This is a genomic window from Roseimarinus sediminis, from assembly GCF_050433125.1.
GTDB lineage: Bacteria > Bacteroidota > Bacteroidia > Bacteroidales > Prolixibacteraceae > Roseimarinus > Roseimarinus sediminis.
In genome coordinates this window covers 156,582-177,507 of record NZ_JBNPXV010000009.1, presented here as the reverse complement: position 1 = coordinate 177,507, position 20,926 = coordinate 156,582, and the positions used below count along the sequence as shown (strand labels likewise).

Genomic DNA, 20,926 nt, shown 5'->3' with positions numbered 1-20,926 from the left:
AGTGGAATGCCAACTTGCTTCGCAACTGAAAGCGATGGAAAGCAATAGGAAACTATAGTCCGCCAGCTGGCTGATCACTACTACCCGGAATAGTAATCTTCGCAATGGCTTACTTAGGCACTCAGGTACTAAGGCACTCAGGCACTCAGGCACTCAGGCACTCATAAAAATAAACCACAATAGATACAATAGAACACATTAGAGGAAATGGATGCTGGTTGCTTGTTGCTCGTTACTCGTTGCTCGTTACTCGTTACTGGTTGCGGATAGTGAACTGCAAACTTGTTTCGCAGTCGCTTACTCAGGCACTCAGGCACTCAAAAACCTCCGTGGTCCTCTGTGCCTGTCCGTCGGCTGACGGACGGTTCTCTGTGGTAAAAGAAAGCGGTTGAAAGCAATAGGAAGCAGTTGAAAACGGTTACTGGTTGCTCGTTGCTCGTTGCTGGTTGCCTGCCCCGTGAAATTCGACCTTAGGAGAATATTTCACCGGGGCTCGTTGCTGGCATGCAGATATTGGACGGCTAACCTGCTTTGCAATTGCTTACTCAGGCACTCAGGTACTCAGGCACTCAGGAACTGAAAAAATACCCCCCTCTCCCGATAGCTATCGGGACCCCTGAGGGGTGGAGGTAGCGCGTCCGCCAGCTGGCGGATTGCGAAAATCTGTGCAATTATCAGAGGAATCGTAATATGCTTCGCAATAGCTTCCTTATGAACTTATGCACTAATTCACTCAGGAACTCAGGAACTCAGGAACTCAAAAAATCTCCGTGGTCCTCTGTGCCTGCTCTGAGGTTCTCTGTGGTAAAAGAAAGCGGTTGAAAGCAATGGGAAGCAGTTGAAAACGGTTACTGGTTGCTCGTTGCTTGTTGCCTGCCCCGTGAAATTCGACCTTCGGAGAATATTTCACCGGGGCTCGTTACTGGTTACTGGTTACTGGTTACTCGTTGCTGGTTACTCGCTATTGACCGGAATGGGAGTCTTCGCCAATGACTTCTTAGGAACTAAGGTACTCAGGAACTCAGGAACTCAGGTACTCAAAAACCTCCGTGGTCCTCTGTGGTAAAAGAAAGCGGTTGAAAGCAATGGGAAGCAGTTGAAAACGGTTAATGGTTGCTCGTTGCTTGTTGCCTGCCCCGTGAAATTCGACCTTCGGAGAATATTTCACCGGGGCTCGTTACTGGTTACTCGTTACTCGTTGCTGGTTACTCGCTATTGACCGGAATGGGAGTCTTCGCCAATGACTTCTTAGGAACTAAGGTACTCAGGAACTCAGGAACTCAGGCACTCAAAAACCTCCGTGGTCCTCTGTGGTAAAAGAAAGCGGTTGAAAGCAATGGGAAGCAGTTGAAAACGGTTAATGGTTGCTCGTTGCTTGTTGCCTGCCCCGTGAAATTCGACCTTCGGAGAATATTTCACCGGGGCTCGTTACTGGTTACTCGTTACTCGTTGCTGGTTACTCGCTATTGACCGGAATGGGAGTCTTCGCCAATGACTTCTTAGGAACTAAGGTACTCAGGAACTCAGGAACTCAAAAACCTCCGTGGTCCTCTGTGCCTGCTCGGAGGTTCTCTGTGGTAAAAGAAAGCGGTTGAAAGCAATGGGAAGCAGTTGAAAACGGTTACTGGTTGCTCGTTGCTTGTTGCCTGCCCCGTGAAATTCGACCTTCGGAGAATATTTCACCGGGGCTCGTTACTGGTTACTGGTTACTCGTTGCTGGTTACTCGCTATTGACCGGAATGGGAGTCTTCGCCAATGACTTCTTAGGAACTCAGGTACTCAGGAACTCAGGCACTAAGGAACTCAGGACAGGCACTCTGCCCGAAACATTCCGGCCAATGACAGACGCACGATAGTGCGTCTCTACTGCCTTTCTTAATCCCTGCGCATGATGCCGTAGCACAAAATACGCACGAAATTATCGACTGAGAGTTCAATGTTGGTTTCGTGGTAGTTGCCGGTCGAGAGAGGCATTTCGAGTCCTTTCATGGCCGTGGTGATGCCCATGGCCGTCAGGTTCAGATCGTCGATCTGGAACTTGTCGCGTCGTACGCCTTCAATCAGAATACGTTTGATCATTCTGATTTCGTCCTTCTCGTTTTTCTCTTTGATTTCTTCGATGAAGCCAATGGCCGTTACATCGTTTTCGAGGGCATTGTACAGGTTGGCCAGACTGCGGAAAGTCGACAGCTTGGTAAGTATGTATTCGCGCAGTTTCTCTTCAGGATCGAGCGAACGGAAAACGACCTTCTCGAGTGCCTGTTTCAACATTTCCACCTCCTTGACAATCACTGCCTGAAATAAATCTTCCTTGCTGTTGAAATAGTAATACAACGAGCTTTTCCCTTTACGTACCGCATTGGCGATGTCGTCGAGGGTTGTTTTTTTGTATCCGTATTTGCTGAAAATTTCCTGAGCAATCTGCAGAATGGTTTCTCTGTTTAGGTCCTTTTTATTGGCCCCGTTTTCGAATGATCCCATTTGGTATTGGTTTTCGATTTAATGCGTAGCAAATATACAAAAAGATAAAGCCATCCAACACGATGACTTTACCTTCTGTGAATATTATTTTTTTACCCGTTCGGAATAGCTGTTGTCGCGGGTGTCGACCTTGATCATATCGCCGGTATTAATAAAAATGGGCACCATGATTTCGGCACCGGTTTCGAGGGTTGCAGGCTTAAGTGCAGTAGATGAAGCAGTGTTCCCCTTTTCGCCCGGAATGGTATAAGTTACTTCCAATTCGACAAAAGGCGGCATCTCGAGCGTCAGCGGCGTTTCATCCTCAGCATGGAAGTTGATTTCAACAATGTTACCTTCCTTGAGCAGACCTGGATTATCGATCAGTGCTTCGGGAATAGAAACCTGTTCAAAGGTTTCGGTGTGCATGAAGTTAAAGCCCATCTCGTCTTTGTACAGGTACTGGTACTGGCGACGTTCGATGCGAACCGTGGTAATTTTCACACCGGCATTGAAGGTATTCTCAACCACCTTGCCGGTCTTCAGGTTTTTCAGTTTGGTGCGCACAAAGGCGGCCCCTTTTCCGGGCTTTACATGCTGAAACTGAACGACCGAAAAAAGCTGTCCGTTGTATTCGATGCACAGTCCGTTTTTAATATCTGATGTTGTTGCCATCTGGTAATCTTATAAAGTGTTATATTTCAATTTGCTGTGCAAAAATAAAAAAATTCTTTAAACTTGGTCATCCATGGCCTTCCTGATGTCGCAAATGGTCTTTGCTTGCACGGGAATCGGTGACGACGGCCTATGTTGGTAGAGACGGCCTATGGTAGAGACGGCCTATAGGCCGTCTCTACTACCGTTTTCGATTCCTTCGCTTTCCCGATCGTGATTTTTTGCCCGTTGTGGCGGCTTCGGGTTTTGCTGTCGTAGCATTTTCTTCTTCCACCAGATGGAAGTCGAGCTGCTTTTTCTCCAGATTGGCACGTACTACCTCCACCTTCACATCGGCTCCCAGCTGGTAGCTTTTGTTGGTATGCATGCCCGAAATACTGTAGTTCTTTTCGTCGAAAAAGTAGAAATCGTCGGTCAGGTCGCGAATCGAAACCATGCCTTCACACTTGTTGTCATCGAGCTCGACATAGAGTCCCCAGTCGGTCACACCCGATATTACGCCCGAAAACACCTCGCCTACTTTATCCTGCATGAACTCAACCTGTTTGTACTTGATTGATGAGCGCTCAGCTTGCACCGAACGTTGCTCCATGTTGGAGGCATGGCGGCATTTTTCCTCAAATACATCGGCTTTCACCGAACGGCCACCATTGAGGTAACGCTCCAGCAGTCGGTGCACCATTAAATCGGGGTAGCGCCTGATGGGTGAGGTAAAGTGGCTGTAAAAGTCGAACGACAAGCCATAATGCCCAATGTTGCGGGTGGAATAAACCGCCTTCGACATGGCCCTGACGGCCAGCGTCGAAATCACATTTTCCTCGTGCTTTCCTTTTACATTTTCCAACAGCTTGTTCATCGACTGCGAAATGTTGTTGGGTGAATTCATGTCGATGCCATAACCAAACTTATGAATGAAGTTGTTGAACGACTCCAGTTTGTCGGGGTCGGGGCGGTCGTGAATACGGTACACAAAGGTTTTGGGCTTTTGCTTTTTGCTGGCCCCGATGAATTCAGCCACTTTCCGGTTGGCCAGCAACATGAACTCTTCCACCAGATGGTTGGCCTCTTTCGATTCTTTAAAATACACGCCCAGTGGCTTGCCCTTCTCATCGAGATGAAACTTCACCTCGACCCGGTCGAAGGCAATGGCCCCGCTTTTGAAACGCTGTTCTTTCAGTTGTTGTGCGAGCTCATGGAGTTTCAGCACTTCTGCTTTCATTTCTTCTCCCTGGCCTGTTTCAATAATTTGCTGTGCTTCTTCGTAGTTGAAGCGCCGGTCGGACCAAATTACGGTTTTACCAAACCATTCCTTTTGTACCTGCGCCTGATCGTTGAGTTCGAAAACGGCCGAGAAACAAAGCTTGTCTTCGTGCGGACGCAGCGAACAAACGCCATTCGACAGTTTTTCGGGCAACATGGGCACCACGCGGTCGACCAGGTACACCGAGGTTCCGCGCTCTTCTGCCTCGTTATCGATGACCGTGCCCGGCTGCACATAATGACTTACGTCGGCAATGTGAACACCCACTTCCCAATTGCCGTTGGGCAGTTGCTGCAGCGACAGGGCATCGTCGAAATCCTTCGCATCTTCGGGGTCGATGGTAAGGGTGGGTACTTTGCGAAAATCGCGACGACTGGCCAACTCATCGGCCGAAATCTCAGTTTTGAGCTGACTGGCTGCCCGATCGACACTGCCTGAAAATTTATAGGGCAGGTCGAACTCAGCCAGGATGGCATGCATCTCGGTGTCGTTTTCACCACTTTCACCCAGTACATCGATGATTTCGCCAAAAGGATTTTTTGCGTGGGCCGGCCAGTCGGTAATTTTGGCAATTGCCTTCTGTCCCTGTTTGGCCCCGGCCAGTTTATCCTTTGGAATGAAAATATCGAAATTGTTCTTACCACTTGGAACCAGAAAGGCAAAATTCTTCGACATCGAAATGGTTCCCACAAAATTGGTTTTTGCCCTTTCGATGATTTCCACCACTTCGCCTTCGGGTTGTTTGCGTTTGCGCTTGGCATTGATGTACACCCTCACCTTATCGCCATTGAGCGCCTTGTTCAGGTTGGGGCCGGCAACAAAAACATCATCGTCCAATTCTTCGGAAATGATAAAGGCGTAACCTTTTTGTGTCATGTCGACCGTTCCAATTACATAGCCGGTTTTTCCCTTCAGCTTGTATTTGCCCCTGCCTTCATGGTCGAGATAGTTGTCGTCGGTCAGTTCCTGCAGGGCCACCGTGATCAGCTGGCGGCTCGATGGGTCATTCACTTTTAATTCGGCTGCCAGTTGTTTGTAATTGAATAAACGTTCGGGTTCAGAATAGTATAATTCGAGAATCGCTTTCTTTAATTCTTTTTTATTGAGGCCCTTTTTTCCTTTGACGGCCTTCACTTTATTTTTTTTTGCCATGGTATTCACTTTAATAATTTATCATAAATATAGAACGAATGGGAGCAGTGAAAGTTTTAACCGGGAAGTATTTTACACTTACCCAGGGCATCCTGCCATAAACCCCGGTTATTGCTTCCCGGCCCAATCCATCCGGTAGTAAAGCACAGTAGAAATTACATTGTTAAATTGTCCGTTGGAAAAATATTTGGTAAACAGGTCGTGATCTTCGTCGATCGAGAGCGCCGAATAGTGAAAGCGTGTTTCGAGTTGCAGCCGCTTCGCCCAGTTCTGGCGCATCAATCGTTCAAAATCGACCCTGATGCCGGCAAACATGCCCAGCTCCCAGGGAGCAATGTTGTACAAATCGGTGGGTTCGTCGCCATAACTGCTCTTACTGTGCATGTTGAAAACATAGCCGAACGACAATCCGCCAAACACCGACCAGTCGGGCTGAATGCGAAAACCGGCCATTACCGGCAGATCGATGTAGTTGATCCGGAAAACATATTTCCAGTTCGAATTCTGAGCCACCCATTTACGGCTTCCTTTCTGGTTTACTTTCAGTTCCATTCCCCAGTAAAGGCGCTCCGATACATCGCGCTGAATCCAGGCACCACCGGTCAGACCCAGCTTTTTGTAGCCGCTCGAGGCATCTCCCTCAACCTGGCTGCCATTAAAACCCGCCAGTACGCCTCCTTTGAACTCCTGTGCCCTGAGCTCGAAAAAGGTGGTGGATAGCATCAGCAACAGAAAAATTGTTTTCTTCATCATGTTCCCAGGGAAATCAATTGTTTTCGTCGGAGTCGGTGAAATATTGTTCTTCATCGATCATGCTGTCGTCGTTTGTTTTTATTTCGGTCAGCACATCGTAATCGATGCCCAATTCGGCCAACAATTGAGAAACAAAAAATGCTTTTTCTTCAGGTACTTTCAATAAGTATTCAATCATAATTTCCTGTTTATGCCAGAAGGAGCAGTTCATCGCGTAGCATCTCAATGCCTCTGCCGGCTTTTTCCTTAATTACCTTTACTTTGGAATACACCTGTACAGGTTCGGGATCGATGAGAAACACCGGTACTCCCGGTCGTACATAATTGAGCAGTCCTGCTGCAGGGTAAACATTCAATGAAGTTCCGACCACGACAAAGAGGTCGGCTTTTTGTGTCAGCCGCATGGCTTCGTCGATGGCCGGCACCGCTTCGCCAAACCATACCACATGGGGGCGCAACTGGCTGCCCTTTGCACAGTGCTCGCCCAACTTCAGCTCCCAGCCATCGATGTCGTAAAGCAGGGAATCGTCGACCGAGCTGCGGGCCTTCATCAGCTCGCCATGCAGGTGCAACACCCGGGTGCTTCCGGCTCTTTCGTGCAGGTTGTCGATGTTCTGCGTGATAATGTGCACATCAAAATCCTTTTCGAGGGCGGCCAAAGCGTAATGTCCTTTATTGGGTGCGCATTCGAGCAACTGTTTCCGGCGTTCGTTGTAAAAGCGCATCACCAGCTCCGGATTTCGGGCCCAGGCCTGCGGGGTGGCCACCTCGTTCACATCGTATTCTTCCCACAAACCACCCATGTCTCTGAACGTTTTAATGCCGCTTTCCTGACTGATGCCGGCTCCCGAAAGTATAACCAGTTTCTTTTTCATCTGTTACTTAAAGGCTAAAAGATTGTAAGATCTGTCTTACCATTTTAACCTTTGATTTAGGTGTATGAAAGACAGGATCTAATTTAACAACATTTTGACGGATAGTGAAGTCTAACCGTAAATTTGTCGTTATTAAAGTCAGTTTTAAATGGCACCAAAGTATCTTTTTAACCATAGATACGTATTTCCGGTGAATGGATTCACCATAGATACGTATTTTTGGTGAATACATTCACCCAACCTGCACTTCGTTGAAAGCTATCGTGCTATTTTTTGGAGCAACCAGGCCATGTTTTCACCCAGTTTTTTCATGGTATTGATTCCTTCGCTGTCGTTCAGCACGTCGCCGGGTTCTTTTCCCATGGCAATGTTCCAGTAGCTCGATCCGGGAATGATCATCTGGTTGATGAGAAAGAAATTGTTCATGCTGTTCAGCGCGTGCAGATCGCCGGCGCGGCGCTGTACGGCAATGCCAGCTCCCACCTTCCGGGCAAGCAAATGGCCGTTACCGCGGGTAACGTAACCGGCCACATCGATCAGGGCTTTCATTTCGCTGGTGACATCGGCAAAGTACACCGGCGATCCGAGAATGATCCCGTCAGCTTCGATCATTTTTTCGATGCACTGGTTCAGCAAGTCGTTTTTAATGTGACATTTTCGATCCTGCATTTCGCGACATTTGCCGCAGGCCGTGCAACCGTGGACCTTTTTGTTGCCCACCTGCACCTTTTCGGTTTCGATACCGTGTTTTTGGAGTACTTTAAAAATTTCGTCAATAAGGATGGAAGTATTGCCCTTTGAACGGGGGCTTCCGTTAAATGCTACTACTTTGGTCATTGGCTTGAGGTTAAGGTTGAGGTTAAGGTTAAGGTTGAGGTTGAGGGATTAGGGCAATTCGCGCTGATCGCGGTTGAAAACATAGGAGATGATGTTGGCGCCCATTTGCAGTGCCTGCTGGCGGATGTGCTCGGGATCCTTGTGTACGCTGTACGATTCCCAGCCGTCGCCCAGGTCGCTTTCGTAGGAATAAAAGACAACGAGCCGGTCTTCGTGAAAAAGGCCAAAGCCCTGAGGCGCCTTGCCATCGTGTTCGTGAATTTTGGGCAAGCCCTGATCGAAATCGTAATGCTGGTGATAAATGGGATGATCGAAAGCCAACTCTACAAAGTCCTGCCCGGGAAATACCTTTTTCATTTCGCGGCGGATGTAGGGATCGAGCCCGTAGTTGTCGTCGATGTGTAAAAAGCCGCCGCTCATCAGATAGGCCCGGAGCAGTTCTGCCTCATCGTCGGAAAACAAAACATTGCCATGGCCGGTCATGTGCACCAGCGGATAGTTGAACAGCTCGTAACTCCCCACCTCGACGGTGGCAGGCACCGGGTTGATGTTGGTTCCAATGTTGGCATTGGCAAATTCGATCAGATTGGGTAAGGAAGTGGGATTACTGTACCAATCACCGCCTCCGCTGTATTTCAGCAGGGCAATCTTCACGGTGGTGCCACTTTGTGCCCTGGCTCCCATCCCAACAATCAGTAAAATATATAGTAAGAATTTCGTCATTTTATTTCGTTCATTAAATTCACCATTTGCGTGGCCACCAGCCCTGCAGTTTCGGTACGCAGTCGGCTTTGTCCAAGACTTACGGGCTTAAAACCCCGGTCCAGTGCCTGTTCAATTTCCTTTCCTGAAAAGTCACCTTCGGGACCAATGAGCACCAGCACCTTTTGTCCGGCTTCCAGCTCATGGAACAAATGCGTTTTGTGCAGTTCATCACAATGAGCAATCACCTTCAAACCTTCGTGCTCATTTTGTATAAACGCTTCAAAATTAGTATAATTATTCAACCTGGGAAGATAAGCCTTCAATGATTGTTTCATGGCAGCCACCACCACCTTGTTCAGCCGCTCGGGCTTTATATTCCTGCGCTCCGAATGTTCGCAGATGAGCGGAGTGATTTCATCGATCCCGATTTCGGTCGCCTTTTCGAGAAACCACTCGAAGCGATCGTTGTTTTTGGTGGGCGCAATGGCCACGTGCAAATGGAAGGATCGCTTTTCATAATCTACAACATGCTCGAGCACCTTCACCTTACAACGACGGGGATCGGCTTCGGTAATTTCGGCACGGTACCATCCGCCCTTCCCGTCGACCAGCCTCAGCACATCGCCTTTCACCTGGCGCAATACCCTTACACAATGCTTCGATTCATTCTCATCGAGCACGTATTCATCGCCGGTAATATCGGGAGTATAGAAAATATTCATTGTAATAATTGTTCGAGCCAATCAATTGAACCGGCTCATTTTTAAAGAAGCAAACTTATAGCTTCTTCTGAAGTTTTACAAAATCATTCGTCAGCTTCGTTTCCCCGGATACAAATGAACAAACAGCTTTCCCTGCCTTGCCTCGATTTCCTTCCAGGCTTCCACCTCAAAATCGAGCACCACCGTTGAGCTGGTTGGCATGTGCCCGTCGTAGTCGCTGCTCATGTTCTGTGCCATGTAATGCATGAAAGGATTGTGTCCGAAGAGGAAAAGTGTTTGCACGCCGTCGTTGGTCTGATGAAGCAGATCGATAAAGTGGCTGGTGGTGTAGTCGAAATAAAGCCCTTTTTGTTCTTCTATTTGTGCAGGGGGAAAAGCCAGCCCTTCGGCAAAGATGAGGGCAGTTTGCAGCGCCCTTGTGGCCGGGCTCGAAATGATTTTATCCGGAAAAATCTTTAATGCTTTCAATTCTTCAGCAAGCCGGCGGGCATCGTCTATTCCCCGTTGAACGAGCTGGCGCTCAAAATCACGGTCGTAATTCTGTTGCTCTGATTTGGCATGACGGATAATGGCGATTCGTTTCATATTCTTTTCGTTTTTCAGGTTGCATCCTCGTTCTACACGAGGGAGGAATGAATTTTTGTTGAAGAAGCGATCGGAACCTTTTCGTTTCGCTGCTTTAACTTTGAGCTAAAGGTCGTAAATTTTCTACTTTTACGCCAAATTTTAATGAGCAATGAAGAAAATTGGTCTTCTATCGGATACACACAGCTTCATCGAACCGAAGCTCTATGAATTTTTTGCTGACTGTGATGAGCTTTGGCATGCCGGCGATTTCGGGAACATGGAAACCCTCGACCGGCTGTCGGCCTTCAAACCGCTCAGGGGTGTTTATGGCAACATCGACGACCACCAGATCAGAACGGTTTTTAAAAAGCACCTGAAATTCACCATCGAAGGCGTAAAGGTATGGATGACGCACATTGGCGGTTACCCGGGCCATTACGATAAAAGTGTGAAGCCGGGCATATACAACAACCCGCCCACCCTTTTCATTAGCGGCCACTCCCACATCCTCAGGGTGATTTTTGATAAAAAGAACGGAGCACTGCACATGAATCCCGGGGCAGCCGGTAATCACGGCTTTCACAAGGTGAAAACGCTGCTGCGCTTTGTGATCGACGAGGGCAACATCCGCGATCTGGAAATCATGGAAATTCCACGGAAGCAGCTTGTAAATGAAGTGCCGTAAAACGAAAGTCAATAAGTATCAGGCATCAGAAAGAAAAAGGTTTAAAACTGCCTTTTGCATCTTTTGAGGACTGCAGTGAAAAGCTAATTGGCACGGTAAACTTAACTTTTACCGGCTTCCCTTTCTGACGACCCGGTTTCCATCCGGTCATTTTTTTCACTACCCGAACGGCTTCGGCATCGAGCAAAGGATGGACACTCCGTACGACCCTCACTTCATCAATACTTCCATCAGGTTGAACAACAAAGCTGACGTACACCCGACCCTGAACACCTGCCCTGGCTGCTGATACAGGATATATTATTTCATTTCTGATAAAATTTCGCAGTGCCTTTTCTCCACCCGGATATTCGGGCATTTTTTCGACGATGACGAAGACCTCACCATCCTTCGACCCGGCTTTTAGTTTTTCGATTACTGCTGCTGGTTCCACTATTCGTTCGAAATTCAATACGCTTGAAAGCAGCCAGTGTTCATCGCCAGTGATCTTCAATACATCCTGTCTCGATGAGCGATAGCTGCGATTGAGCCATTCGCCGTTGTAGAAACTAAGCGGCAGTGTAAGTAGATAATCAACGGGAATACCATCAAAAGTAGCTCGGTCGAGGCCGCTTACCGTAGCCGCCCAGTCCCTGATACGGTCCTTGTTGGGCACCGAATTGGTACCATACTTATGAACGCTGCTCACCTTGCCCTCCTGATCGACTGCCAGCACAATTGGAATATTCACCACCGTATCCTTTTTTTCAAAATCAGGTAAACGGAGCTTTTCAAGTTGCTTACTCAGGGTATCGACCGAAGCAGGATAGTGATAGATTTCGGCATATTGTGTTTCACCTTTATCTTCTTTTTTGATTTTGGTAAGGCTGCTTCCGTTATCATACCGGTATTTGCGCTTTAACCTTCCTTCCTTATCATAAAACAATTGACGGCCATCGAGTCGCCCAAGGTTATACTTCAGCACCGCCCAAAGCACACTGTCGGGATAATAGATTAACTCCCTGCCCATTTTCTGATCGTTTTCAAAGTTGCTTTCAATCATGGGAGCCCCGTTGGGATAAAAAGACTGCAGACGTCCTTGTAAACGACCATCTTCCCAATTGGCAATCATTTTTAAATGACCATCGGGATAATATTCAACAACTTGTCCGCTAACCGTTCCCATTATGAAACGGCAAAGCAGCTGCATGGTACCTTTGGGATAATACTGCACATATTGTCCGTTAAGCACGAGCGCACCTTCCTTCATCAGCTGAACTACATTTTCACGGTTCACTTCCTGCTCACAGTAGTATTCGGCCCTTTCGTACAAGGTATCATCAACAAAAAACACAAGCGTGTAGTGATCAGCGTGTGGCGAAGTTTCCAGCTGAAGTCCGGAATAGTTCTGGGCAGAAAGAACAGTAGCCCAGAACAGACTGATCAGAAAGATGAGATGTTTCATTTTTAGTTGAGTTTAGTTTGAGTTCAGGCAGTTGTTGCTCTGATTAGTAAATAATAAAACAATTACCGTAATTTTTATTAATTTGATTGCCGAATTAAAGTTACCAATTTTATAGCTTAATAAACATAAGGCTCACAAAAGTTATTCCGCAAACAAGAACCCGGGCTTAATAACTAAAAAAAAGATCGTATGCATAAAAATATATTCTACTGCTTCTATGTCATCTTTTCGTTCGTCCCGGTATTTGTTGCGGCTCAGCACAATACCTCCGGGGTACCTTTTTACAAGGATGAATTCTTATTGACGCCTGACGAAAGCAGTCGATTCAAGTCGCTCGAAAAAGAGCGGACAGATTATGGCACCTGGGATCTTCATTACAACCGACTGGAGCTGGAGCTCGATCCGTCGAGAAAATTCATCAGCGGCAGTATATATTTTGCCTTTAGTGCACTGGTCGATCAGCTGCAAAGCATCACCATTGATCTGGCCGACGAGATGGAGCTTAACAGCCTGGTTTCAGAAGGCCGGCAACTTCATTATCAGCGCATGGGCCACCAGTTGATTATCACCCTGCCCAAGGTACTTTCAGCCGGTGAGCAGGCTTCGTTTACGGTTCATTACTCAGGCGTTCCGCCTTCATCGGGCTTCGGATCGTTTACAAGCGGAATCCATAGCAACAACATTCCCGTACTTTTCACGCTCTCGGAGCCCTATGGCGCACGCGAATGGTGGCCCTGCAAGCAAAGCCTGATCGATAAAATCGATTCGATCGATGTAATTGCCCGCTCACCCATGCCATACGAAACGGCGTCGAATGGTCTGCTCATCGAAAACAGCATTGAGGGCAATGTGCGCACCTGTCACTGGCGACACCGACATCCCATTGCCACCTACCTGGTTTTTGTGAGTACCACCGATTATGAGATTTATTCAGATTTTGCCACCCTTGACGATGGCAGCAAGGTTGAAATTCTGAACTATGTGTATCCCGAGAGCCTTGAAACGGCAAAAAAACAAACACCATTTACTGGTCGTTTAATCGAATTGTACAGCGAACTCTTCATCGATTATCCTTTTAAAAATGAAAAATACGGACATGCACAGTTTGGCTGGGGCGGCGGTATGGAGCACCAAACCATGAGCTCGATGGGCGGCTTCTCCACCAGTCTGATTGCCCATGAGCTGGCTCACCAGTGGTTTGGCGATTACATTACCTGCGGAAGCTGGCAGGAAATATGGCTCAACGAGGGCTTTGCCACCTACCTTACGGGACTATATTACGAACATCTCAATCCCGACTGGTGGTACCGCTGGAAGGAAGCCGTCATCGAGAAGGTTACATCGAATGCAGGGGGCAGTGTGTGGGTGGCCGATACCAGCAGTGTTAACCGGATTTTCGATTCGCGCCTCTCGTACAACAAGGGGGCCTATTTGCTGCATATGTTGCGGGGCCAGCTCGGCGACGAAGCATTCTACGACGGCATCAGGCATTATCTGAATGATGAGCGGGTTGCCGATGGTTTTGCCACCACCACTGTATTGCGCGAAAATCTGGAGGCTGCGGCAGACACTTCACTTGGTGAATTTTTCAACGACTGGTTGTATGGCGAAGGACATCCGCTCTACAATATTGAAGTGTTGAACGCACAGCATCAGCTTCGCATCGACATACAACAAGCACCCTCGGTAGTCGGCGGCCCCTTCTTCGAAATGAAAATTCCTTTGTCGCTTTATAAAAATGGAACCAGGGAAATGATTTGGGTTCCAAATACCTCACCTGAAGAAAGCATTATTCATGAAATGACTTATTCACCCGACTCGGTTGTAGTGGATGAAGATTTGTGGCTGCTGGGTACTTTAAGCTATAGCTACAGTTCGTCGCCAATACTGCAAAATGGCTTGTTGAAAATATATGTTAACCACCATGAACAAACGCTTGTGGTTGATCTACCCGGAGAGGAGAAGGCGACGCTTTCAATTTACAACATAAACGGTCAGTTCATCGAAAAAGCCCTTTGGGAAACAAACAACAGAAGCCATTCCATTCAATCGTATCGCAGGGGTATGTACCTGCTGCTTTTCAGGAATGACCATCAGAGCCTGTCGGCACGTTTTTATGTGCCCTGAAGAAACGAATTTAAAACATATCGTTGTGCGGACTGAGCAATTGGGTAATACGATGGATCCCACAAAGACACAAAGCACACAAAGGAATTTTTATTTGAACTTTGTCTGCTTCATACAAGAAATTTTTAACTCAAAAGCAAGCAGCTTTTTTTATATTCTATTTAGAGGCCTTTGGGGGATTTACCAACCCGAATTAGTATTAAAACCTTCGCAGCACAGTACACCCTAACGATTATTACTACCTTTTTTATACATTAGCCGCTCAAACAAAATTTCAAAATAATGAGTGGTTTTTTTGGCGCTACAGCTTTGAGTGATTGCATCGACGATGTTTTTTATGGTACCGACTATCATTCCCATTTGGGAACCAAGCGTGCCGGCATGGCGGTTTTTTCATCCCAAAAAGGTTATCAACGGGCAATTCACAGCCTGGAGGATGGTTATTTCAGAAACAAATTCGACAGCGATGTTGCCGGCTTTGAAGGCGAATCGGGCATTGGCATTATCAGCGACAATGAAGCACAGCCCCTGTTAATTTATGCACATTTGGGACGCTTTGCCCTGTCGACAGTTGCCAAAATCAACAACATCGACAAACTGGCGCAGCGCTTTCTGGGGCAACAAAAACTCTTCAGCGAAACCAGTCAGGGCGGCATTAACACCACCGAACTAATTGCCATGCTTATTTGTGAAAAGCAAAGTTTTAAGGAAGGCATCGAAAATGTATTCAACACCATCGAAGGTTCGTGTTCGATTCTGATACTGAACGAGGACGAAATCATTGCTGCCCGCGACAAGCTGGGCCGGACACCCATCATTATCGGAAAAAGAGAAGGTGCCTATTGTGCTGTTTCCGAAACTTCTTCTTTTTTAAATCTCGATTACACCATTGACAAATATTTGGGACCCGGCGAAATTGTTTCGATCCGTCCCGATGGCTACAAAGTAATCAGGAAAGCGGATGAGCCCATGCAGATTTGCTCCTTCCTGTGGGTTTATTATGGCTATCCCACTTCATTTTACGAAGGAATTAATGTAGACGAAACCCGTTATCGTTGTGGTGCCCGGCTGGCTCAAAACGACGATGTGGAACCCGACTTTGTGGCAGGCATCCCCGATTCGGGTATCGGACATGCCATGGGCTACAGCAATGCGGCCAAAATTCCCCTGATGCGTCCCTACGCCAAATATACACCTACATGGCCAAGAAGTTTTATGCCACAGAATCAGAAAACACGCGATTTGGTGGCTAAAATGAAATTATTGCCCAACAGTGCCCTGATTGAAGGGAAGAAAGGACTTTTTCTCGACGACTCGATCGTACGTGGCACCCAGTTGAAAGACAATGTGAAAGACCTTACCCGCTCGGGGATCGCCGAAGTTCACATGCGCATTGCCTGTCCTCCCTTGCTTTATCCCTGCGAATACCTGAATTTCAGTCGCTCAAGAACCACGCTCGAGTTGGCTACGCGCAAGGCCATTGTTAAACTGGAAGGAAAGGAAGATGTCGATTTATCGAAATATGCCGACCCCGACTCTGAAGAATACGGCCGAATGGTGGAACAGATAAGAAAAGACCTGGGACTTACCACGCTGAAGTTTCAACATCTCGACGACCTTGTGGAAGCAATAGGTCTGCCAAAGGAAAAGCTTTGTACCCATTGCTGGGATCAATCAAGCAGGGGTTAACAGAGGCTATAAACATGATCGCGGCGCTGCCGCTTTTTTTACACCTGCCATTTTACAACAAACAGATGTGGAGTTTCGATGCTGTTTATTGCATTCAAGTTCAAGAGCAACCTTAGGTGCGGAGCACCGATCATGTTTACAGCACAGGAATTTGCATCGTAAGCATTTAGGTGCAGCGCACCGGAATGTTGATGCCTGCGTTTATTCCACATAAGGCCTCAACATACTCTCTTCACTCTTAAGCACCAAGGTATAAGGTTTCAATCCTTCTGCTTTTGCAGTCAGCCTGATCGATCCTGCTTCTCTTCCGGTTTGTACGATCACCTGGGCATAACCACTGAACAAACTTCGCTGGTAGGGTGCTGCCGGTATAATTACCTGTACCACACCCGGATCGGTATTAGGCGACTCCCAGCTGTTCTTCACGGTGTAAGGAGTAGCCACGATGGCAATTTCGTTTTTACCGGGCCGAAGCAAGGAGTTTTCCAATTCGAAAGCATAGCGCTCCTTTTGGTCCTTGTTCAGCTCATCGCTAATCGCCTGGCCGTTAACATAAAGCTGCTGCAGGTTGCCAATGGCATTGTAAAACAGCTTTACTTTTGCTTCAGAAATGTCATCAGGCAAATGAATTTCACCCCTGAAAACGACGGCTTTAGCTTCCTGAATCTGCCGGCCCATTCTTTGCATGGACGACCAGCTGCTATCGTCGAAGCCCATAGTCACTTCGGGCCGGTCGAGGGTATTCTCCACCGTTTTGGCTTTCATGTTTTCAATTTTAAGCGCCTCCACCGTTTCGATGTATTTGTCGGGTTCGAGACAAGAAGGATCACCATTCCCGACGCCAATGATTTTACCGGGGCCGTCGAGCTCAAAATGTATCATTTGATCTGCTGTGGGAACATGTCGTCCCTGCCCATCGACTGTCGAAACTGTGATGATGGCCAGGTCTTCACCATTGGCACTGAAAGTTTTCTTGTGGGCTTTCATTTGTAATTGAGCCGGCTCTCCGGTACTTTCAATTTTCTCTTTCATCTGTACTTTGCCATTCACATAGCCGATGGCCTCAATGTTTCCAGCTTTGTAGGGCACCATCCATTCGATGTGTCCATTGCGCGGCATGCTTTCCCTTCCGGCACTTTTACCATTCACCAATAACTCCACTTCGTCGCAGTTGCTGTAAGCCACTACCCTAATGTTTTCGCCTTCGCGTCCCTGCCAGTTCCAGTGAGGAAACAAATGTAAAACAGGCTCATTGCCCCACCACGATTTGAGGTACCACACATTGTCCTTCGGAAAACCACACACGTCGTACATGCCGAAATAAGAGTTAATGGAAGGCCATCCATGGGGAGTTGGCTCTCCACGGTAATCAAATCCGGTCCAGATGAACATACCGGCCAGCCAATCACGCTCGTCATAAAATTTCCAGGTATATTCAATGGTTTTGAAATGGCCGTTTTGGGCCGTGCGGTCGTAGGCGGCAATGTGAAGTTGGTCGGGATCGTCGAAATAAATGCCGCGCGTGGTATTGGTCGATCCTTCTTCGGTTCCTACCGAAGGTTTATCGGGAAACTTTTGATGATAGGCATCGTGATCACCATTTCCGAGGTAGTTAAATCCCATTATCTCGATGTGCTTTGAAATGCCATTCCCCCAGCCACCGCTGCTGGCCGCATTTTTAGGTCGCGTTGGATCGAGCTGACTGGCAAAGACCTGCATTTCCTGAATAATACGTTCTCCGGTGATGGTACCCTCAATTCCCCATTCTTCGTTGCCCATGGACCAGAGGATGATGGAAGGATGGTTGCGGTCACGACGGATGAGCCGTTCAAGATAATCTTTCACAATGGGCGCTGTACCCATCATGCGGTTTTCGTCAATCACCAGCATGCCCAGTTCATCGCAGGCATCGAGCAGTTCGGGGGTGGGCGGATTGTGTGAGCTGCGATAGGCATTGCTGCCCATGGCTTTCAGCTGCGAAATCCGGTAGTATTGCAATTCATCGGGCATGGCTGTTCCCACGCCGGCATGGTCCTGATGGTTGTTGGTGCCCTTTAGTTTCACATGTTCACCATTCAGGAAGAAACCCTTATCGGCCTTCCATTCAATGGTACGAATACCTGTACGGGTAAAATAAATATCTTCGCTGGTACCCCCATGGCTAACGATGGTTTTCACCTGATAGAGATAGGGATCATCGAGCGACCACAAGTGTGGATTGTCGATTTCCATTTGTTGTTTGATGGTCGTACTTCCAACTGCCGGGATGCTTGTTTCTTCTTTACCCGAGCGGGCTACAATTTTCCCATCGGCATCGAGCAGTTGATGTTCGACCTGTGCAACAACCTGGTCGAGCTGGTCGTTTCGTATGATCGTTTCTATGAAAACCGTGGCCTGATCTCCCTGTACTTCGGAATAAACAAAAGTTCCGTTGGTGTCTACGTGCAGCGGGCTGGTTTTGGTGAGCCATACATGGCGGTAAATACCGGCTCCTTCGTAATACCAGCCTTCTTCGTAAGTAACATCAACGCGCACCGACAACACGTTTTTACCACCATAGTTCAGGTAACGGCTGAGGTCGTAACTGAAACTGTTGTAGCCACTCTCCTCATTCCCCAGGTAATGCCCGTTGATCCATACTTTCGAATCGCGGTGCACCCCGTCGAAGGTGACTGTGATGCTGCGGCCCAGGTCTTCCTCCGGTATTTCGAATGTTTTACGGTACCAGCCAACGCTCACATCGGGGAACTTGCGGCCAATGGCCTTGTATCCATGACTGTGGCTACCACTGGCACTAAAAGGTTGTTCCACTGCGAAGTCGTGCGGTACGTCGAGTACCCGCCAGGCACGGTCGTCGAAATTGGCAGCCGCCGGTCCGTCGCCATAACCGGCTTTGGCAAAATAGGAGAAATAGGCAGTTCCATGATTAAAGTCCTGTGCTGCATCGTAGGGGTGGCCGTAAGCAAATTTCCAGTTAAAATCCATCAGCAGCTCTTCACGCACACTGGCAGAAGCAAAACTGTTCACCAGTGCCCACATCAGAACAGTCATCATCAAAAACATTCGTTGCATCTCTTTTCAAGTTTAGATTCAGGGTAAAGATAAAGCGCAGAATACAAAAGGGGATGGGCAAATATTGCATGAATTACATTTCAGGGTGTGATTTTTGACATTTTAGGTTTCCTCTGGAAAAAATTAAGGGCGAAGTCCGCTTGATCGTAATTATAAAACAAAAAATTATGTTGTATCTTAGGCATTGATTCAAGAAATACTAATCAACAAAAACAATAACGATGGCAAAGCTTACTAAAGAAATGAAGGATATGATTTCATCGCAGCAGTGTTTTCATGCTACTGTAAGTAAAAACGGAGTACCCAACAATGCGCCCAAGCGTTCGACCCGTGTTTTCGATGACGAAACGCTTATTTTTAATGAAGGGGTAGGAAGAACTACTTATCAGAACCTGCTCGACGGCTCATTGGACGCAGTAGCCGTTGTGAATCGTGAAGTCATGGAAGGCTTTCGCTTTGTGTGTACTCCAAAAATTGTTACCGAAGGTGATATCTATGAGCAAGCATCCGAAATGTCGTTAAAAGCCGGAATGCCCCAACCCAAAGCCGTTGTTTTACTGCATATCGATGAAATTTACAGTCTAAAACCAGGTCCCGGGGCCGGACAACGCATTGCATAGAAGGCGTTTGACACCCAACAATACCCTTTAAATCATAGAGCGCTTGGCATACTACTCAACAATTTGAAAATAAGAACCATCTCCATCTCTTCTTAAGCTGGCCGGAGTCGTTATGTTTATTGTTTTGAGTTCCCGGCGAATGAAAAACAAATGAAATTTTTAAAGAAATAAAGCCTTGGCTGCACCGGGACAAGTTATCTTTAGCGCCGCAAAAAATATTATCATTATGAGAATAGAATACGATATCAAGCTGGGATTTAAGGATGTAATGTTCCGCCCCAAGCGTTCAACACTTAAAAGCCGTTCACAGGTAAGCCTGGAGCGGACTTTCAGATTAATGCACACACAACAAAGCTGGACCGGCATCCCAATAATGGCAGCCAACATGGATACGGTGGGTACCTTTGAAATGGCGCTGGCCTTATCGGCCAAAACGATGTTCACGGCCATTCACAAGCACTACACAACTGCTGAGTGGAACTCCTTTATGCAGCAGGCTCCCGACGGAATCGAGAACTACATTGCCCTTAGTACAGGCACAGGGGAACAGGATTTACAGAAGGTGCACGCCATCATGGATACGCATCCTCAACTTAAATTCATCTGCATTGATGTGGCCAATGGCTATTCGGAACCCTTTGTCGATTTTGTGAAAAAAACCAGGGAACAATTTGCCGATAAAATCATCATTGCAGGCAATGTGGTAACCGGCGAAATGGTGGAAGAACTGCTGCTGGCCGGAGCCGACATTATCAAAGTGGGCATAGGTCCCGGTTCGGTTTGCACCACACGTGTAAAAACGGGAGTTGGTTATCCGCAGCTTTCGGCCATTATTGAATGTGCCGATGCAGCACACGGGCTGGGCGGCCTGATCATCAGCGACGGAGGATGCAGCACCCCCGGCGATGTGGCCAAAGCCTTTGGCGCCGGAGCCGATTTTGTCATGCTGGGAGGCATGCTTGCCGGACACGACGAAAGTGGTGGCGAGCTGATTGAAAAAGAAGGAAAGAAATTCAGACAATTTTATGGCATGAGTTCGTCAACAGCCATGGACAAACATGCCGGCGGTGTAGCCGACTACCGCGCCAGCGAAGGGAAGACCGTTGAGGTACCTTATCGCGGAGCCGTTGACAATACCATTCAGGATATACTCGGAGGCGTTCGCAGCACCTGTACCTATGTGGGCGCATCGCAACTCAAGGAATTATCGAAAAGAACCACTTTTATCAGAGTGGCTGAACAAGAGAACCAGGTCTATTCCAAATAAAAAGAAAGCGATGAC

At 47.5% G+C, this 20,926-nt stretch carries 17 protein-coding genes; 5 read left to right on the top strand and 12 right to left on the bottom strand.

Features of this window, described 5'->3' with window-relative positions; all coding sequences use genetic code 11:
- Window positions 1-1,875: 1,875 nt before the first annotated feature.
- The 10 genes from FHS86_RS13165 to FHS86_RS13120 form a co-directional block, all read right to left on the bottom strand.
- The gene (locus FHS86_RS13165; protein ID WP_429414391.1) at window positions 1,876-2,481 is read right to left on the bottom strand and encodes a TetR/AcrR family transcriptional regulator; all 606 of its coding nucleotides are present in this window, start codon (window positions 2,479-2,481) and stop codon (window positions 1,876-1,878) included.
- A gap of 84 nt (window positions 2,482-2,565) precedes the next feature.
- Window positions 2,566-3,135, bottom strand: a complete 570-nt coding sequence (gene efp / locus FHS86_RS13160) for an elongation factor P (protein ID WP_429414388.1) — start codon at window positions 3,133-3,135, stop codon at window positions 2,566-2,568.
- Between the two features lie 181 nt (window positions 3,136-3,316).
- Window positions 3,317-5,548: a ribonuclease R gene (rnr, locus tag FHS86_RS13155; protein WP_429414385.1), complete on the bottom strand. Its 2,232-nt coding sequence runs from the start codon at window positions 5,546-5,548 to the stop codon at window positions 3,317-3,319.
- A 108-nt stretch (window positions 5,549-5,656) separates the two neighbouring features.
- On the bottom strand, window positions 5,657-6,301 hold the full coding sequence (locus FHS86_RS13150; protein ID WP_429414382.1) for a porin family protein: 645 nt from the start codon (window positions 6,299-6,301) through the stop codon (window positions 5,657-5,659).
- Window positions 6,302-6,314: 13 nt separating this feature from the next.
- Complete coding sequence (locus FHS86_RS13145) at window positions 6,315-6,479, bottom strand: hypothetical protein (protein WP_429414379.1); 165 nt, start codon at window positions 6,477-6,479, stop codon at window positions 6,315-6,317.
- Window positions 6,480-6,489: 10 nt separating this feature from the next.
- The gene (locus FHS86_RS13140) at window positions 6,490-7,176 is read right to left on the bottom strand and encodes an SIR2 family NAD-dependent protein deacylase (protein ID WP_429414377.1); all 687 of its coding nucleotides are present in this window, start codon (window positions 7,174-7,176) and stop codon (window positions 6,490-6,492) included.
- Window positions 7,177-7,434: 258 nt separating this feature from the next.
- The gene (locus FHS86_RS13135; RefSeq protein WP_429414374.1) at window positions 7,435-8,013 is read right to left on the bottom strand and encodes a flavodoxin family protein; all 579 of its coding nucleotides are present in this window, start codon (window positions 8,011-8,013) and stop codon (window positions 7,435-7,437) included.
- A gap of 48 nt (window positions 8,014-8,061) precedes the next feature.
- Window positions 8,062-8,736, bottom strand: coding sequence for a DUF4159 domain-containing protein (locus tag FHS86_RS13130; RefSeq protein ID WP_429414371.1), 675 nt, complete (start codon window positions 8,734-8,736; stop codon window positions 8,062-8,064).
- Window positions 8,733-9,440 carry a 16S rRNA (uracil(1498)-N(3))-methyltransferase gene (locus FHS86_RS13125; protein WP_429414368.1) on the bottom strand — a complete coding sequence of 236 codons (708 nt, stop codon included), beginning with the start codon at window positions 9,438-9,440 and terminating at the stop codon, window positions 8,733-8,735. Before FHS86_RS13125 ends, FHS86_RS13130 begins: the two co-directional genes overlap by 4 nt.
- Window positions 9,441-9,530: 90 nt before the next feature.
- A complete protein-coding gene (locus tag FHS86_RS13120; RefSeq protein WP_429414365.1) occupies window positions 9,531-10,025 on the bottom strand; it encodes a SixA phosphatase family protein in 495 nt (164 codons plus the stop codon).
- Between the two features lie 151 nt (window positions 10,026-10,176).
- On the opposite strand from FHS86_RS13120, the gene FHS86_RS13115 reads away from it, so the two are divergent.
- The gene (locus tag FHS86_RS13115; protein ID WP_429414362.1) at window positions 10,177-10,692 is read left to right on the top strand and encodes a metallophosphoesterase family protein; all 516 of its coding nucleotides are present in this window, start codon (window positions 10,177-10,179) and stop codon (window positions 10,690-10,692) included.
- A 25-nt stretch (window positions 10,693-10,717) separates the two neighbouring features.
- Here the strand turns inward: FHS86_RS13115 and FHS86_RS13110 are convergent, their stop codons facing one another.
- Window positions 10,718-12,136 carry a TonB family protein gene (locus FHS86_RS13110; RefSeq protein ID WP_429414359.1) on the bottom strand — a complete coding sequence of 473 codons (1,419 nt, stop codon included), beginning with the start codon at window positions 12,134-12,136 and terminating at the stop codon, window positions 10,718-10,720.
- Window positions 12,137-12,325: 189 nt separating this feature from the next.
- On the opposite strand from FHS86_RS13110, the gene FHS86_RS13105 reads away from it, so the two are divergent.
- Together FHS86_RS13105 and FHS86_RS13100 are read left to right on the top strand one after the other, a co-directional pair.
- Window positions 12,326-14,263 carry a M1 family aminopeptidase gene (locus tag FHS86_RS13105; protein WP_429414356.1) on the top strand — a complete coding sequence of 646 codons (1,938 nt, stop codon included), beginning with the start codon at window positions 12,326-12,328 and terminating at the stop codon, window positions 14,261-14,263.
- 282 nt (window positions 14,264-14,545) lie between these two features.
- A complete protein-coding gene (locus FHS86_RS13100) occupies window positions 14,546-15,952 on the top strand; it encodes an amidophosphoribosyltransferase (protein WP_429414353.1) in 1,407 nt (468 codons plus the stop codon).
- A 201-nt stretch (window positions 15,953-16,153) separates the two neighbouring features.
- Here the strand turns inward: FHS86_RS13100 and galA are convergent, their stop codons facing one another.
- A complete protein-coding gene (gene galA / locus FHS86_RS13095; protein ID WP_429414350.1) occupies window positions 16,154-19,024 on the bottom strand; it encodes a beta-galactosidase GalA in 2,871 nt (956 codons plus the stop codon).
- A gap of 221 nt (window positions 19,025-19,245) precedes the next feature.
- On the opposite strand from galA, the gene FHS86_RS13090 reads away from it, so the two are divergent.
- Window positions 19,246-19,644, top strand: coding sequence for a pyridoxamine 5'-phosphate oxidase family protein (locus FHS86_RS13090; RefSeq protein ID WP_429414347.1), 399 nt, complete (start codon window positions 19,246-19,248; stop codon window positions 19,642-19,644).
- A gap of 226 nt (window positions 19,645-19,870) precedes the next feature.
- The gene (locus FHS86_RS13085) at window positions 19,871-20,911 is read left to right on the top strand and encodes a GMP reductase (RefSeq protein ID WP_429414344.1); all 1,041 of its coding nucleotides are present in this window, start codon (window positions 19,871-19,873) and stop codon (window positions 20,909-20,911) included.
- Window positions 20,912-20,926: the final 15 nt, after the last annotated feature.

Bases quoted from the DNA above. Each gene is read 5' to 3' on its own strand.
- FHS86_RS13165 (WP_429414391.1), bottom strand. From the start codon at position 2,481: ATGGGATCATTCGAAAACGGGGCCAATAAAAAGGACCTAAACAGAGAA.
- efp (WP_429414388.1), bottom strand. From the start codon at position 3,135: ATGGCAACAACATCAGATATTAAAAACGGACTGTGCATCGAATACAAC.
- rnr (WP_429414385.1), bottom strand. From the start codon at position 5,548: ATGGCAAAAAAAAATAAAGTGAAGGCCGTCAAAGGAAAAAAGGGCCTC.
- FHS86_RS13150 (WP_429414382.1), bottom strand. From the start codon at position 6,301: ATGATGAAGAAAACAATTTTTCTGTTGCTGATGCTATCCACCACCTTT.
- FHS86_RS13145 (WP_429414379.1), bottom strand. From the start codon at position 6,479: ATGATTGAATACTTATTGAAAGTACCTGAAGAAAAAGCATTTTTTGTT.
- FHS86_RS13140 (WP_429414377.1), bottom strand. From the start codon at position 7,176: ATGAAAAAGAAACTGGTTATACTTTCGGGAGCCGGCATCAGTCAGGAA.
- FHS86_RS13135 (WP_429414374.1), bottom strand. From the start codon at position 8,013: ATGACCAAAGTAGTAGCATTTAACGGAAGCCCCCGTTCAAAGGGCAAT.
- FHS86_RS13130 (WP_429414371.1), bottom strand. From the start codon at position 8,736: ATGACGAAATTCTTACTATATATTTTACTGATTGTTGGGATGGGAGCC.
- FHS86_RS13125 (WP_429414368.1), bottom strand. From the start codon at position 9,440: ATGAATATTTTCTATACTCCCGATATTACCGGCGATGAATACGTGCTC.
- FHS86_RS13120 (WP_429414365.1), bottom strand. From the start codon at position 10,025: ATGAAACGAATCGCCATTATCCGTCATGCCAAATCAGAGCAACAGAAT.
- FHS86_RS13115 (WP_429414362.1), top strand. From the start codon at position 10,177: ATGAAGAAAATTGGTCTTCTATCGGATACACACAGCTTCATCGAACCG.
- FHS86_RS13110 (WP_429414359.1), bottom strand. From the start codon at position 12,136: ATGAAACATCTCATCTTTCTGATCAGTCTGTTCTGGGCTACTGTTCTT.
- FHS86_RS13105 (WP_429414356.1), top strand. From the start codon at position 12,326: ATGCATAAAAATATATTCTACTGCTTCTATGTCATCTTTTCGTTCGTC.
- FHS86_RS13100 (WP_429414353.1), top strand. From the start codon at position 14,546: ATGAGTGGTTTTTTTGGCGCTACAGCTTTGAGTGATTGCATCGACGAT.
- galA (WP_429414350.1), bottom strand. From the start codon at position 19,024: ATGCAACGAATGTTTTTGATGATGACTGTTCTGATGTGGGCACTGGTG.
- FHS86_RS13090 (WP_429414347.1), top strand. From the start codon at position 19,246: ATGGCAAAGCTTACTAAAGAAATGAAGGATATGATTTCATCGCAGCAG.
- FHS86_RS13085 (WP_429414344.1), top strand. From the start codon at position 19,871: ATGAGAATAGAATACGATATCAAGCTGGGATTTAAGGATGTAATGTTC.